General features: G+C 53.6%; 11 protein-coding genes. 10 read left to right on the top strand and 1 reads right to left on the bottom strand.

Going from position 1 to position 13759, the window contains the following annotated elements; translation table 11 throughout:
- Positions 1 to 102: 102 nt before the first annotated feature.
- The 9 genes from BLT02_RS11345 to yqeB all read left to right on the top strand — a co-directional run bounded on the left by BLT02_RS11345 (position 103) and on the right by yqeB (position 11470).
- Positions 103 to 2286, top strand: a complete 2184-nt coding sequence (locus BLT02_RS11345; RefSeq protein ID WP_092995349.1) for a protein kinase domain-containing protein — start codon at positions 103 to 105, stop codon at positions 2284 to 2286.
- A 55-nt stretch (positions 2287 to 2341) separates the two neighbouring features.
- Entirely contained in the window at positions 2342 to 4147 is a 1806-nt protein-coding gene (locus BLT02_RS11350) for a glycoside hydrolase family 2 protein (RefSeq protein WP_242869788.1), read from the top strand.
- Positions 4148 to 4636: 489 nt separating this feature from the next.
- Positions 4637 to 6037 (top strand): dihydropyrimidinase, encoded by a 1401-nt coding sequence (hydA, locus tag BLT02_RS11355; RefSeq protein ID WP_092995352.1) that lies wholly within the window; start codon positions 4637 to 4639, stop codon positions 6035 to 6037.
- A gap of 191 nt (positions 6038 to 6228) precedes the next feature.
- A complete protein-coding gene (locus tag BLT02_RS11360) occupies positions 6229 to 6867 on the top strand; it encodes a nucleotidyltransferase family protein (RefSeq protein WP_092995355.1) in 639 nt (212 codons plus the stop codon).
- 100 nt (positions 6868 to 6967) lie between these two features.
- Positions 6968 to 8110, top strand: a complete 1143-nt coding sequence (locus BLT02_RS11365) for an aminotransferase class V-fold PLP-dependent enzyme (protein ID WP_092995423.1) — start codon at positions 6968 to 6970, stop codon at positions 8108 to 8110.
- A 225-nt stretch (positions 8111 to 8335) separates the two neighbouring features.
- Positions 8336 to 8953, top strand: a complete 618-nt coding sequence (gene yedF / locus BLT02_RS11375; RefSeq protein ID WP_092995361.1) for a sulfurtransferase-like selenium metabolism protein YedF — start codon at positions 8336 to 8338, stop codon at positions 8951 to 8953.
- Positions 8950 to 9186 carry a putative Se/S carrier protein gene (locus BLT02_RS11380; protein WP_092995363.1) on the top strand — a complete coding sequence of 79 codons (237 nt, stop codon included), beginning with the start codon at positions 8950 to 8952 and terminating at the stop codon, positions 9184 to 9186. The genes yedF and BLT02_RS11380 overlap by 4 nt, the downstream gene beginning before the upstream one ends.
- 117 nt (positions 9187 to 9303) lie before the next feature.
- The gene (selD, locus tag BLT02_RS11385) at positions 9304 to 10353 is read left to right on the top strand and encodes a selenide, water dikinase SelD (protein ID WP_092995366.1); all 1050 of its coding nucleotides are present in this window, start codon (positions 9304 to 9306) and stop codon (positions 10351 to 10353) included.
- A gap of 193 nt (positions 10354 to 10546) precedes the next feature.
- Entirely contained in the window at positions 10547 to 11470 is a 924-nt protein-coding gene (gene yqeB, locus BLT02_RS11390; protein ID WP_347474956.1) for a selenium-dependent molybdenum cofactor biosynthesis protein YqeB, read from the top strand.
- A 103-nt stretch (positions 11471 to 11573) separates the two neighbouring features.
- Here the strand turns inward: yqeB and yqeC are convergent, their stop codons facing one another.
- Positions 11574 to 12257: a selenium cofactor biosynthesis protein YqeC gene (gene yqeC / locus BLT02_RS11395; protein ID WP_092995369.1), complete on the bottom strand. Its 684-nt coding sequence runs from the start codon at positions 12255 to 12257 to the stop codon at positions 11574 to 11576.
- 359 nt (positions 12258 to 12616) lie between these two features.
- Here yqeC and BLT02_RS11400 point away from each other — a divergent pair, with 359 nt between their 5' ends.
- Positions 12617 to 13747 (top strand): XdhC family protein, encoded by a 1131-nt coding sequence (locus tag BLT02_RS11400; RefSeq protein ID WP_092995371.1) that lies wholly within the window; start codon positions 12617 to 12619, stop codon positions 13745 to 13747.
- Positions 13748 to 13759: the final 12 nt, after the last annotated feature.

The following is a 13759-nucleotide window of genomic DNA, read 5'->3' on the forward strand; positions in this document are numbered from 1 at the left end:
TCCAGAATTGTTGACAGCCTTTTGCGGTCTTTTAAGGTATGGCTTGTAACTGGCCGGTTTTAAAAATATAATGATGTTAAAAATTGACGGGAAAGCAGAAAAATGAGTGTATACGATATTAAATGCAGGATAATTGAAGAAGAACTGAAAACCTTCTGGCCTCAGTGGCATGTTGTGAAACGGCTCGGCGGCGGGTCTTTTGGTGATGTTTTTCAGATTTACAGGGACAAGTACGGAATCCGTGTCGAGTCTGCCCTAAAGGTCATCCAGATCAGTGACGAGACGGAGACTAGTATCCTGATTCCTGTGTCCCAGGGGATACTTGAGGGGGATAAACAGAAAACGTCTGACACGGCAGGCGTCTTCAATAAAAATCTTCATGAGGAACACTTTCAATCCGGGAAAAAAGCCGTATACGGCGACCCCGAAACTATACCTGAAGATCTTCGCAATGAGATTAAGATTATGGAAGCCCTGCGCGGTGCGCCGAATATCGTTGTCATTGAAGATTTTCATTGTAAAAAGGAAGGCACCACAAATTCACTTTTTGTCCGGATGGAGCTTCTCTCCAGTTTTCAGGAAATACTCCATAACCGTCTGAAGAATCAGGAACTGTTTTCACAACAGGAAGTGCTGAAGATTGGCAGGGACGTCTGTACGGCACTGATGTATTGTGAGAAAAAGGGTATTATCCACAGGGACCTCAAACCTGCCAATCTCTTTGTAGATGAATTCGGGAATTTCAAGGTGGGAGATTTCGGTGTTTCCAAACGTCTGGATACGGTGCATCTGGCCCATACTATGACCGGAGTCGGGACCATTTCCTACATGGCTCCTGAGATTTACAGAGGACAATCCTACAACAATACGGTGGACATCTATGCTCTTGGCCTCATCCTCTACCAGCTTCTCAACGGCTGCCGTATTCCTTTTCTCCAGGCTTCAGGTTCCTACAATGCCTGTGACATCGACAGTGCCAATTACCGGCGCCTTCATGGAGACCCCGTCCCGTCGCTGGCCGGGATGCCGACCGGCTTCGGGGATGAAACGGTGGATCCTGCCCTGGATGCTATTCTTCGCAAAGCTTTCGCGCCTCAAATTGGAGATCGCTATCAGACCGCCGTGGAGTTTTACCAGGCTCTGGATTCCTGGGGAAACGCACAGAGTTCAGAAGAAAATGTTCTTCAGGGGTATGTGCAGGGGGGTGAGCAGAATAACGTAAAAAAACCTTCACAGGGTGGCTTCAGACAGAATGACAGAAGAGAGCCCGCACAGGGCTTTGGGCAGAATGCCGGAAAAAAACCTTCACAGAGTACAGTACGGAAAAGCGGAAATAATCATGAATATGTCAGGCAGATAGAAAAACATAAAAGCTTCATTTGGCTGATCCCATTAGTGATGCTTATTTTACTCTTGCTCGGGGGCGGAGCAGCCATCAACAGAATGGCCAGGGAACAGACAGCCCGGTCCGGCAGCAGCGTCTCTCCTGATTCAGACAGCCTGGCACCGTCAAATGACAGTCTGCAAAATGAAGATCTGCAAAATAAGGATCTGCAAAATGAAGATACTGATGGCGGCCGGGTCGGAGAAGAAGAGCTGGAAGAGGAAAAGAAAGTAGAACCGGCATCAGGATACGTTCAGGGTGTGCTGACAGACAGCTGGGAAGAAATCGCTGCAGCCGGAGAGAATGGTACTTATGCAGATAAATACAGCATAGGGGATCAAAAAGAGCTGGACCTCGGAGATGAAGGATTGATCCGGATGGAGCTTGTAGCTATGGATGCCGATGAACTGGCAGACGGAAGCGGTAAAGCGCATATGACCTGGGTGGCGAAGGATCTCATCAGGTCTGATCATTATATGAATCCAACTGATACGAATGAGGGCGGCTGGCAGGAATCGGATATTCGTTCCTGGCTCCATGAGAGTATCCTTCCTCTCTTTCCGGAGACTGTCAGAGCTAATATCAAAGAGGTCACCAAGTATTCGTATTCCCGCACTGAGAATGGCACGGTTGCGTCACAGGATATGATCTGGATCCCCTCTGTGCGGGAGACTCTGGGAGGAGATTCCTGGGAGGATTGCGGACCGGATTATACGGCAGTCTTTTTGGAAGATGAAGGAAGACATAAGTATCATCCGGGGAATTCAGCACCGTCCTGGTGGTGGCTGCGGTCTGCTTCCAGCCGCCGTACCGGTATTTTTTCCAGCGTCCATTATTATGGAGGCAGATTTGGAGACTATGCGAGTAAGGAACTTGGTGTGGCGATTGGTTTCTGTTTATGATCCGGATGAAAAAGCTCAGCCTGTATCTGCCATTGCCCGGAGAGGTTATCAGGAGATGAGAATAAAAGACGCCCTCAAGGCGCTGATCCGTAAAAAAGAGCGGGGGAGCCTGATCCCCATGGAGACGGTCTGGACACAGCAGGCGGATGACGAAAACCAGGTGCCGCTTCCGGAGTATCCCCGTCCGCAGTTGAAAAGAGCGTCCTGGCTGTGTCTGAACGGGTGGTGGGAGTATGCCTTCACAGGAACCCGCGAAGTTCCTGAGAGACCCGACGGCAGGATCCTGGTCCCCTTTTCGCCGGAGACCTCCCGGTCCGGTGTCGGCAGGACGCTGCATCCCGGAGAAGCCCTCTGGTATCGGAGAGAGATCGACCCGGCTGCTGTTCCCGCCTTGAACGGCAGGAAAAAGGGAGCAAGACTCCTGTTCCATTTCGGTGCTGTGGACGAACGCTGCACAGTCTGGTGGAACCGTCATCGTCTGGGCAGGCACCGGGGCGGATATCTGCCTTTCACCTTTGACGTGACGGATTTTCTGCGGGAAGGAAAAAATGAACTGCTCGTGCGTGTCCTTGATGACACAGACCAGGGACCGGCCTGCCGGGGGAAGCAAAAGCTCCACCCGGGCGGGATGTTCTATACACCTCAGAGCGGGATCTGGCAGACCGTATGGATGGAGTGGGTCCCGGAAAACTATATACAGGAACTGAAGATCCTGCCCCATGTGGAAGAGGGGGAAGTGGAATTCAGGTTCTGTATGAAAAAACCGGCTGCCGGCAGGATACGGACCGCCTGCGGGTACAATACCTGTGTGTCGGAAAAGGATTTTCAGGAGGACGGCTCCGGCACCTGCCGGATCCATCTGGAGGACCCGGTCCTTTGGAGCCCGGAGAGCCCGCATCTGTATTCTGTAAAAATAGAGATAGGGGAGGACGAGGTCGAGAGCTATTTCGCCATGCGCTCTTTTGGAACGGGAAAGGACGAGAACGGAAATCCCTGTCTCACCCTGAACGGACAGCCGTATTTTTTCCACGGCGTCCTGGATCAGGGATACTGGCCGGAGAGCCTGATGACCGCTCCTTCCGACGAAGCGATGTGTTTCGATATCAGCCAGATGAAAAAGCTGGGATTCAACATGCTGCGCAAGCACGCGAAGATCGAACCGCTGCGCTGGTATTATCACTGCGACCGCATGGGGATGGTCGTCTGGCAGGACATGGTCAACGGCGGCGGGCCTATTCCCGCCCTGCTCTGCACCTATGCTCCGACCGGCCTGCCCCTGCTCGGCAAGGTCCTGTCCGACCGCCATTATAAGCTCCTGTCCAGGGAGGACGCCCGTGAGCGCGGGCGCTTTGAGAAAGAACTGCTGGCTATGATCCACCACCTGTCAAATGCGCCCTGCATCGGTATGTGGGTGATCTTTAATGAAGGCTGGGGACAGTTTGATTCAGTCCGGCTGACTGAGCTTGTCAGACAGGAGGACCCGTCCCGGCCTGTTGACCACGCCAGCGGCTGGTTTGACCAGAAAGCGGGAGACATCTGCAGTGTCCACAATTACTTCCGCGACCTGGTGGTCGAAAAGGATCCGGCAGGCCGCGCTTTCGTGATCTCCGAGTACGGCGGCATCACCTGCAGAGTCCCCGGACATGTTTCCACAGAAGGCACCTACGGCTACCATGCGGAGACGACGGAGACCTTTGCTCCGCGCTTTCATGCTCTGATGGAGGAGATCAGGAGTCTGCGGGAAAAGGGGCTGGCCGGAGCCGTATATACGCAGGTCTCTGATATTGAGGAGGAAGACAACGGGCTTCTGACTTATGACAGAAGTGTTAATAAGGGCTTGCCTACTGACACGATTAACTGAATCTGTCCGTACAAAAAGGGCAGGGGACGGCTCTTTGTCTCCTGTCTCCAAACCGTCTTCCTGTCCCTGTGCCCTCTTATCCTTTTGTCTCCTTGTACCTCTGCTTCCCGCTTAGAAGCGCCGGTTTTCAGATATTTTCACACTTCTTCATGCAAAAGGCGTATCGGCTGCCCCTGATACGCCTTTTAATATTCCTGATGTGATCCTGATTTTCCTAGTCGCTGAAAAAGGGTCTTTCTTTGTAAAAGATGCGTAAAAACACCTTGACCACAGCTATTGAGTGAACGGTTATTTTTTACGGACGGCAGTCAGTCTGCCAATGTGTGTCTTGTAACTTTCTCACAAAAAAAATATAATAGTAGGGAAGATTACTGACAAATCTGTGCATTTCAGGACTTCTTCACAAGTGAGTGCTGAAGCTGGGTTCTGCGCGCCGGATACAGGCAGATATCTGTTACATTTTTACCGGAAATGGAATGGGTTTGATATATGAAAACAGTAATTTGTGGCGGGATCGTTGTGACGGACACGCAGATGTCCGAAAAAGATATTATCCTGGAGAATGGCCTGATCGCGGACGTTACGGAGCACGCAGACAGGCAGAAATGGCTTTCTTCCGGAGCTGAGGTGATCGATGCCGGTGGCAGATATGTCCTGCCCGGTGCAGTGGACGTCCACACCCATATGGACCTGGACGTCGGGATCGCCCGCGTCATTGATGATTTTTACGACGGCACAGTGGCGGCAGCCTGCGGCGGGACGACGACCATAGTGGATCATATGGCATTCGGTCCCGGGGGATGCAGTCCCTGGCATCAGGTGAAGGAATATCACCGGCTGGCGGACGGGAATGCTGTGGTGGACTACGGCTTTCACGGGGTGCTGCAGCATGTCGATGACAGCGTCCTTGATGACATGGTGCAGATTGCCAGAGATGAGGGAATCACCAGCTTCAAGGCCTATATGACCTACGACTACAGGCTGGACGATCTGGATCTGATGAAGGTCTTAAAGCGGGCGGCAGTGGAGAGGATCCTGATCGCGTCGCACTGTGAAAACCATGGGATCGTGACTTTCTTCAGGGAGAAGTTTGTCAGGGAGGGAAAGACGCAGGCGAGTTGGCATCCCCTCAGCCGTCCATCGGCCGCGGAAGCGGAAGCGGTCAGCCGATTCCTTTATCTTGCCCGGGCTGCCGGGGACGCACCGGTCTATATCGTGCATCTCTCTACCCGGGAAGGCCTGGAGGAAATAAGGCGGGCAAGAGCCGCCGGGCAGACGCATGTCGGGGCTGAGACCTGCCCCCAGTATCTGCTCCTGGACGAGAAGCTTTATGAGGATCCGCAGGAAGGCCTGAAAGCGATCATGGCTCCTCCTCTCCGGAAGCAGGAGGACCGGGAGGCCCTCTGGGAGGCTTTGGCGAAAAATGAACTGGACACAGTCGCCACAGACCACTGCCCCTTTACCTTTGCAAAACAGAAACAGCAGGGGGCACTGGATTTCACCCGCTGCCCCAGCGGCGCGCCGGGAGTGGAGGAACGCCTCATTCTCCTGTACTCGGAAGGCGTTGTAAAAGGGAGGATCACTCTGCCTCAGCTGGTGAAATACGCCTGCTCGAATCCTGCCCGGGCCGCCGGCCTGTATCCCCGCAAAGGGACCATAGAGAGCGGGGCGGACGCGGATCTGGTGATCCTGGATCCTGAAAAAGAATGGACGCTCACGACAGGGCGGATGCACGGGGCTTCGGATTATACCTGTTATGAGGGCATGAAGATCAAAGGTGCCATCGAGCAGGTACTTCTGAGAGGAAAGACCATAGTACAGGACGGCGCGTTTACCGGGAAGAGGGGAGACGGGCAGTACCTGCGCCGGGGGATCAGTTCGCTGGCCTGAAAGAGGATCTGAGTATTAAGTAGGACCTGTGCCCGTCATACAGACGCGAAAACAGACGCTGTGACAGTTACGGTGCCAGATGCAATAACAGGCACAATGTCAGACAATATGGCAGGCACGGTGCCGGATGCGATAACATGCACAATATCAGACAATAGGGCAGGCACGGTACCGGAAATGATAAGGGCACGATGTCAGATGAAATGACAAATTCAATGACAGACACGATGATAAAAAGGATCGGCTGCATCCTCATGGCATCAGGGTCCTCTGTGCGCTATGGGAAAAACAAGCTCATGGAGAAGCTGGACGGCAGGGAGGTCATTCTGCATACTGCCGGGAACCTGATGGAGGCGGGATTCGGCCCGCTTGCTGTGACCAGAAGCGAAGAAGTAAAAGAGCTGTTAGACCGGGAAGGTATTCCCTGCCTTCTTCATGACGGCGCCCGGAAAAGCGATACCATGCACGCGGGAATCCGGAATCTGGATCCGGATGCGGCAGGCTATTTGTTCATGCCTGCCGACCAGCCCCTCGTCCTGCCCGCTTCCCTGCGGAAGCTGGCGGACCGGTTCGCAGCCTGTCCTTCCCGGGCGATAAGGCTCGGCTTTGAAAAGACTGCGGGCAGCCCGGTCCTCTTCCCTGCTTACTTCAGAGATGACCTGTTGTCCTATACAGGTGACCGCGGGGGCATGGAAGTCCTGAGACAAAAGCACCTGCCCTGTGATGTTGTACAGGCATCTTTTACCTGGGAGCTGTGGGATGTGGATACTCCTGAAAAAATGGAAATGGTAAAAAAAGCCTGGTTCAGTCATAAAGCCTGTTTCAGTTGATCAGGAAAAGACCAGTTCAGGAAAAAGATCCGTCCATGAAAAGACCAGTCAGGAAAGACATAAGAGGAGTATCGTGAACACAGATCAGGATCAGAATGTAATGATTTATCTGGACAACGCCGCCACGACCATGCAGAAACCTTCCTGCGTAGTCAGCGCCGTAACAGAAGCCCTCACATCCCTGGGCAATGCATCAAGGGGGGCGCATGACGGAGCGCTGAAGTCAAATCGTCTGATTTACAGGACGCGCAGGAAGCTTGCCTCCTTTTTTGGCTGTCCAAAATCCGAACAGGTCATTTTTACCAATAATTCCACGGAGGCGCTCAACATTGCGCTCAACGGGACGCTCCGGCAGGGGGATCACGTCATCACCACGGTCCTGGAGCACAATTCTGTTCTCCGTCCCCTGTACAGGCTGCGCGAAGAGCGGGGAGCCAAGCTGGATTTCGTGTCTGCGGACAAGAGGGGCTGCGTCGATTACGCGGAGTTTGAACGTCTGATCCGGCCGGACACCAGGGCGATCGTCTGTACCCATGCCTCCAACCTGACAGGAAACCTTCTGGAAATCTCCAGGATCGGCAGGATCGCGGGGGAGCACGGCCTGCTCCTGATCGTAGATGCCTCCCAGACAGCGGGTGCAGTGCCGATCGACATGTCGCAGATGGGCATTTCCATTTTGTGCTTTACAGGACATAAGTCGATGATGGGCCCCCAGGGAACCGGCGGTCTCTGCATCAATGGAGACATAGAGATAGAACCTCTGAAGGTCGGTGGAACTGGCGTACAGTCCTTCCTGACAGAACAGCCCCGTGAATATCCGACCAGGCTGGAAGCCGGGACTCTGAACGGACACGGCATTGCCGGCCTGGAAGCGGCGGCGGACTTTATCAGCGATACAGGCGTGGATGTGATCCATGCCCATGAGATCAGCCTGGCCAGACGCTTTTACGAAGCGGTCGCGCAGATCCCGGCGGTCCGGGTGTACGGGGATTTTTCGTCCTGGAACCGGAGCCCGATCGTCTCCCTGAACATTGCTGATCTGGACTCCGCGCTGGTCTGCGATGAACTGGCCTTTGACTACAATATCGCCACCAGGGCGGGCGCCCACTGTGCGCCCCTGATGCACAGAGCCCTGGGGACGGAGGAACAGGGAGCCGTGCGCTTCAGCTTTGGATTTTTCAACACAGACCAGGATGCTGACGCGGCGGCCCGGGCGGTCAGGGAGATCGCTGACAGAGTGTGAAAGAACAGGAGAAAGGACAGGATACCGGCCGGAAGGGCATCCCTATGCGGCAGTATACGATCCCGGGATGCTTTCAGATATTCTTTTCAAACATTTTTTTAAAACATTTTTTCAAACAGATATTTTTTAAAGCTTATAAAACACAGTTCACTAATCAACCCAGCTCGATAATCAATACAGCTCAATAATCAACATAGTTCAATAATCAGGCAGAAGAGGTGAAAAATGGAAAAAAATATCGACTGCATGGGCATGGCGTGCCCGCTTCCAGTGATCAACGCAAAGAAGGCCTTTGAATCTTTTACGGAGGACGGCACCCTGAACGTCAAGGTAGACAATGAGACTGCGGTCCAGAATCTGACCAGGCTGGGAGAACACAATGGCTTCCAGGTCACAAGCGCCGGGACCGGAGAAAATGAATATACAGTTACCATGCAGGTGAAGGCGGGCGCCGCAAAAGCAGCAGCTGTCCCGACAGACGCGGTCACCTGTGCAGTTCCCGCAAAAGGCGGCAAAGTGGTCGTCCTGTCCGGGAATACAATGGGTACAGGGGATGAAAATCTCGGGAAAAAGCTGATGAAAGCCTTTATCTTTGCCCTGACCAGCCAGGATGAAGTGCCCGAAAAAGTGATCTGCTATAATACCGGAGCCTATCTGACTACCGAGGATCCGGATACCATCAAGGATCTGAAGAGCCTTGAGGAAGCCGGTGCCTGCATCATGACATGCGGGACCTGCCTTGATTTTTACGGTCTGAAGGAAAAGCTGCAGGTGGGGATCATCTCCAACATGTACGATATCGTGGAGGCGCAGATGAATGCTTCCCTGATCATCAGACCATGAGAAAAAAGGAGAGACGGCTGATCGTCGCATTTTATACGACTCATGATGCCATGGCTTTTGAAGAATACTGCGCTTCCTGCGGGGCTGAGGGACGGCTGATCCCTCTGCCCAGGGAGATCAGCGCAGGGTGCGGTCTTGCCTGGAGCGCGCCGCCAGATGATGAGGATGGTCTGCGGAAACTGCTTCTGGCCGCAGGAATCACACCACAGCATCTGCGGGAGCTGGAGGTCTGAACAGCTTATTCTCATGTCTGTTTAACGATCCACTGTCTCAACAGACAGTGAAATAATTATCTTAAAAAACTGCGGAATACCTGGTTCGGAGAAGTAAAACCTGGAGAAGTATAACCTATGGAAACGGAAGCAAGGCTTACAAGACTGGCATCCTGTGCCGGCTGCGGCGCCAAGGTGGGGGCGGGAACCCTCTCCTCCCTCCTGGAGGATTTTAAGACGCACACGGATCCGCGTCTGATCGTGGGTTTTGACAAAAGCGACGACGCCAGTGTGTATGTGATCAACAATGAGACTGCCCTGATCCAGACGGTGGACTTTTTTCCTCCCATCGTGGACGATCCCTACCTGTTCGGTCAGATCGCGGCCGCCAATGCTATTTCGGATATTTATGCCATGGGCGGGGAACCCCGCCTGGCTCTGAATCTCTTGTGTGTGACAAAAGAGATGGAAGAAGGGTGGATCCGGGAGATCCTCCGCGGGGGTTATGACAAAGCTTATGAAGCCGGAGTGATCATTTCCGGCGGCCATACGATCAGCGGCAGCGAACCCCTTTACGGCCTGGCAGTGACCGGATTTGCAGAACCGCAGAAGATCAGGAAAAATGCCGCCGCCAGGCCAGGGGATGTCCTGATCCTGACAAAACCTCTCGGGATCGGGATCCTGACAACAGCGGCCAAGGCCGGAATGACCGATCAGGCTCTGATGGACAGGCTCTGGCAGCAGATGGCTCAGCTGAACAGAGACGCCTGCCGGATCATGCAGCATTATCATGTGCACAGCTGTACGGATGTGACCGGATTCGGACTTCTGGGGCACAGCTGTGAGATGGCCCAGGGAAGCGGGTGTACCCTTCATCTTCAGACAGGGAAGATCCCCTTCCACCAGGAAGCACTGGAGATGGCGGATATGGGCCTGGTCCCCGCCGGGGCTTACCGGAACCGGGATTTTGCCGAAAGCTCGGTGGAAGTGCGGGGGCAGATATCAAGGGCTATGCAGGATATCCTCTACGACCCACAGACCAGCGGAGGACTTCTGATCGCTGTGGATGCGAAGGATGGAGAAGACCTGCTCAGGCAGCTTCAGTCCACGATCCCTGCCGCCGCCATGATCGGCTATGTGACCGGTCCCACAGGACCGGGCGAAAAGAGCCTGATCCTGGAGGCGTAAAACCTGTTTATTCTTCATTGCGCAATACCCGTGATTTCATAACAGTCGTGGGATACGCTTGCAAAAAGGGGAACTTGCTTCATCGTGGGTACAATCCCGCGATGAAGAATAACCGCTCCGCGAGTCTTGTGTGAAGCTGATGACAGACGTGGGGTAATGACAACGGATATCGGATTTAGATGACAGCTCTGTGATGCTGATGGCAGAGATGGAAAAGGATAAGGCAGGTTCTGCGGGTATGGAAGACAGCGGACAGAACAACAATGAACAGATTAATGGACAAAATAATGGACAGATCATCAGAAAAAACAAAGCCCCGGATCTGATCATCGTCCGGGGAGCGGGAGATATCAGTACGGGAACTATCCACCGGCTTTTCCGCGCCGGCTTTCCGGTGCTGGCTCTGGAGACAGACCATCCCTCCGCCATCCGGAGAAAGGTGGCTTTTTCAGAGGCTGTCTATGACGGAACGGCAACTGTGGAGGGGATCACTGCAGTCAGAATTTCCGGTCTCCGGGAAATGACAGCTGTTCTGGAGAAAGGTCAGCTGCCGCTCCTGGTGGATCCGGAAGGACAGAGTATCTGGCAGTTGTGTCCCACCGTTGTGGTGGATGCCATTCTGGCAAAAAAGAATCTGGGGACGTCCATGGATATGGCAGATCTTACCATTGCCCTGGGACCGGGATTTGAAGCGGGAAAGGATGTCCGCTATGTGATCGAGACCATGCGCGGACACGATTTGGGACGGATCATTTCCTCCGGCTTTGCCGCTCCCAACACAGGAGTTCCGGGCCTGATCGGCGGGTTCGGCGCGGAGCGGGTGATCCATTCCCCCGCCGCAGGTGTTTTCCACATGAAGAGGGATATCGGGGACCTGGTTCAGGCAGGTGAAGCTGTCGGAACCGTAACGGCTCCGGAGGGAGAGATTCCGGTGACCACCCGGATATCCGGCATCCTCCGCGGGATCATCCGTGACGGATATCCTGTCACCCGCGGGTTTAAGCTGGCTGACGTGGACCCCCGGCTGGAGGAACTGAAAAACTGCTTTACCATATCCGACAAGGCGAGATGCATTGCCGGCAGTGTCCTGGAGCTTGTCTGCGCCGCCGGAGGATGAGTCAGAGACCGCTTTCCCTTTCCGATCCGGAGTCTGAACGAAACAAGGGAAACGCAACAGGGAAACACAACAGGGAAAACCAAAACGATGATTTTCCGCTGCTTCATTCCCTGAGTGAACAGACAGAGGCCTCTTTTCGTATCAGTTCGCACAGGCGCAGGGCGCGGTCCGGTTCCTCCAGTGTATCGATCTGATTGATGAGATAGTAGTCTGCGAGATCTTCGCAGTTAAGAACCCTGGCGATATGGTCCTCATAGACCGGCTGGTCGGGAGATATGCCGGCAAGGGCGGAAAACAGGTCCGGACAGTGACAGACCTGAGAAACGGGCTTTCCGATTCCGGAAGCACCTGCCAGACATACTGTCATGGTGGAGCAGGCCGGAATGACCGGTTCGAAAGACCGGTGTGCCTTGAGAGGATGCCCTGCCGAACCGTCGGCTTCCACAAGAACATAATCAGCTTCAAGAGAAAGAACTTTAAAAGGGATCGCGGGAGAGGGAGAGGCCAGCTTGCCATTGGAAAGCGGCTGTCCCAGACAGATGACCCTGCTGCGGGCCAGAGCGGACCTGATCTCCTGCAGGATCTGCTCCCGGGAGACAGGAGAGTTCTCTGTTCCGGTTTTTACAAGCGGCATGTCTGGAAAAGGATAGATATGTGTTGAGGTCGTCAGGATAACCCTTCCTTCCAGATGCGAAGCAAAATAACGCAGAAACGATGTTTTTCCCCCGCTTCCAATGACCGAGATAAAATTTCCTTTTAGTTGAAATTTTTCAAAAGGCCGATACATAAGCACCTCATCAAAATTCAATATCTAAATTCAATTATTATGATCTGTTCACCCTGCATCATCGTATCTCAGACAGAAAGTAAATACAAGCGGACCGCACGTGCCCCGTCGGATCAGAATGTGTGTTTTTACAAAATTCATTATGTCACAAAAATGGATATCGGTTCAGAAATCTGGTCCGGAGTACTGCCCGGAATGCCAGGCCGGGGTACTGCTATTGAATACCGGTCCGTAATACCGGTTTAGACTATAGTTGGTTTAGACTATTGTTATAGAATACAGAGTTATTGAATGCAGTTTCAGAGTACTGCCCGGAACAATGCCTGTTATGTTTCGCTGCCGGAAAGGAGGACCGGATCATGCCCGGATTTTTTGAATCCATCGTTCGTCGTAAGCCTGACAGACAGATGCTGGCCGCCTGGGTGATCGCCGGGCCGGCAGCCGGAGCGAAGGCACTTTTTTTCAGGAAAGAGGATCATTATTCTCAGGAATACCGCGACGAGGCCTTTCCGGAGGACTGCGCCCTGGAGATCAGTAAACTTTCCAGTCTTTCCCGGGAACCGGATGGGATCCTGGAGCAGGGAGACAGCCGCGTTTTTCTGGAACAGATCAACATAGGGAGAAAGCTGGTGATCTGCGGAGCCGGTCATGTAGCCCTGTCCGTCATCAGGATCGGCGTTATGCTGGGCTTTGAAGTGACAGTGATCGAAGACAGGGAGGAGTTTGCGGCCCGCGCCGGAGAAGCGGGAGCCCATCATGTGATCTGCCGGCCTTTTGAAGAAGCCCTGGAGGGCATCGAAGGAGATCCTGCGACAGCCTTCGTGATCATGACCCGTGAACACGTCCATGACGTCGCCTGTCTCCGCAGGGTTTTGAAAAAAAACTATGCATATGCCGGCATGATGGGTAGCCGGAGCAGGACGGGGAAGATCAGAGAGCAGCTGCTTGAGGAGGGATACGATCCCGGAAAGCTTGACCAGGTGCACATGCCCATCGGTCTGCGGATCGGCTCAAGGACACCGGAAGAGATCGCTGTATCTGTCACGGCAGAGCTGATCCAGGTCATGAATGAGGCCGATGCCGGAGAAGGCTTTCCTGCAGGCATGGCTGAGGAACTGGCATCCATCTCCATACCTTTCGGCACGGAAAAATCTCCTGAACCAGATGAAGCACAAAAGACGTTTTACAGAGAACTTCATAAAGATTTCCATAAAGAAACCTGTAATACGGAAGGCTTGTCGGGAGTCCTTGCCATGATCGTAGAAAAGACAGGGGAGGCTCCCAGACGCCCCGGTACAAAAATGCTGGTGAGGAAAGACGGGAGTTTTCTGGGAACGGTGGGCGGAGGATACGCCGAGGCTGTGATCCTGAAAACTGCCCGGGACATGATCCGGGAAGGAGAACAGGAATGCAGGCAGATCCGGATCGTCATGCAGAAAGGAACCATGATGTGCGGCGGGGAGATCACGGTTTTCCTGCTCCCCGTATAATAGACAGCAGTA

Source organism: Sarcina sp. DSM 11001, assembly GCF_900101015.1.
GTDB lineage: Bacteria > Bacillota > Clostridia > Lachnospirales > Lachnospiraceae > CAG-791.

Coding starts and splice junctions, on each gene's coding strand:
- hydA (WP_092995352.1), top strand. CDS start 4,637: ATGAAAACAGTAATTTGTGGCGGGATCGTTGTGACGGACACGCAGATG.
- BLT02_RS11345 (WP_092995349.1), top strand. CDS start 103: ATGAGTGTATACGATATTAAATGCAGGATAATTGAAGAAGAACTGAAA.
- yqeB (WP_347474956.1), top strand. CDS start 10,547: ATGCTGATGGCAGAGATGGAAAAGGATAAGGCAGGTTCTGCGGGTATG.
- yqeC (WP_092995369.1), bottom strand. CDS start 12,257: ATGTATCGGCCTTTTGAAAAATTTCAACTAAAAGGAAATTTTATCTCG.
- BLT02_RS11380 (WP_092995363.1), top strand. CDS start 8,950: ATGAGAAAAAAGGAGAGACGGCTGATCGTCGCATTTTATACGACTCAT.
- selD (WP_092995366.1), top strand. CDS start 9,304: ATGGAAACGGAAGCAAGGCTTACAAGACTGGCATCCTGTGCCGGCTGC.
- BLT02_RS11360 (WP_092995355.1), top strand. CDS start 6,229: ATGTCAGATGAAATGACAAATTCAATGACAGACACGATGATAAAAAGG.
- BLT02_RS11365 (WP_092995423.1), top strand. CDS start 6,968: ATGATTTATCTGGACAACGCCGCCACGACCATGCAGAAACCTTCCTGC.
- BLT02_RS11350 (WP_242869788.1), top strand. CDS start 2,342: ATGAGAATAAAAGACGCCCTCAAGGCGCTGATCCGTAAAAAAGAGCGG.
- yedF (WP_092995361.1), top strand. CDS start 8,336: ATGGAAAAAAATATCGACTGCATGGGCATGGCGTGCCCGCTTCCAGTG.
- BLT02_RS11400 (WP_092995371.1), top strand. CDS start 12,617: ATGCCCGGATTTTTTGAATCCATCGTTCGTCGTAAGCCTGACAGACAG.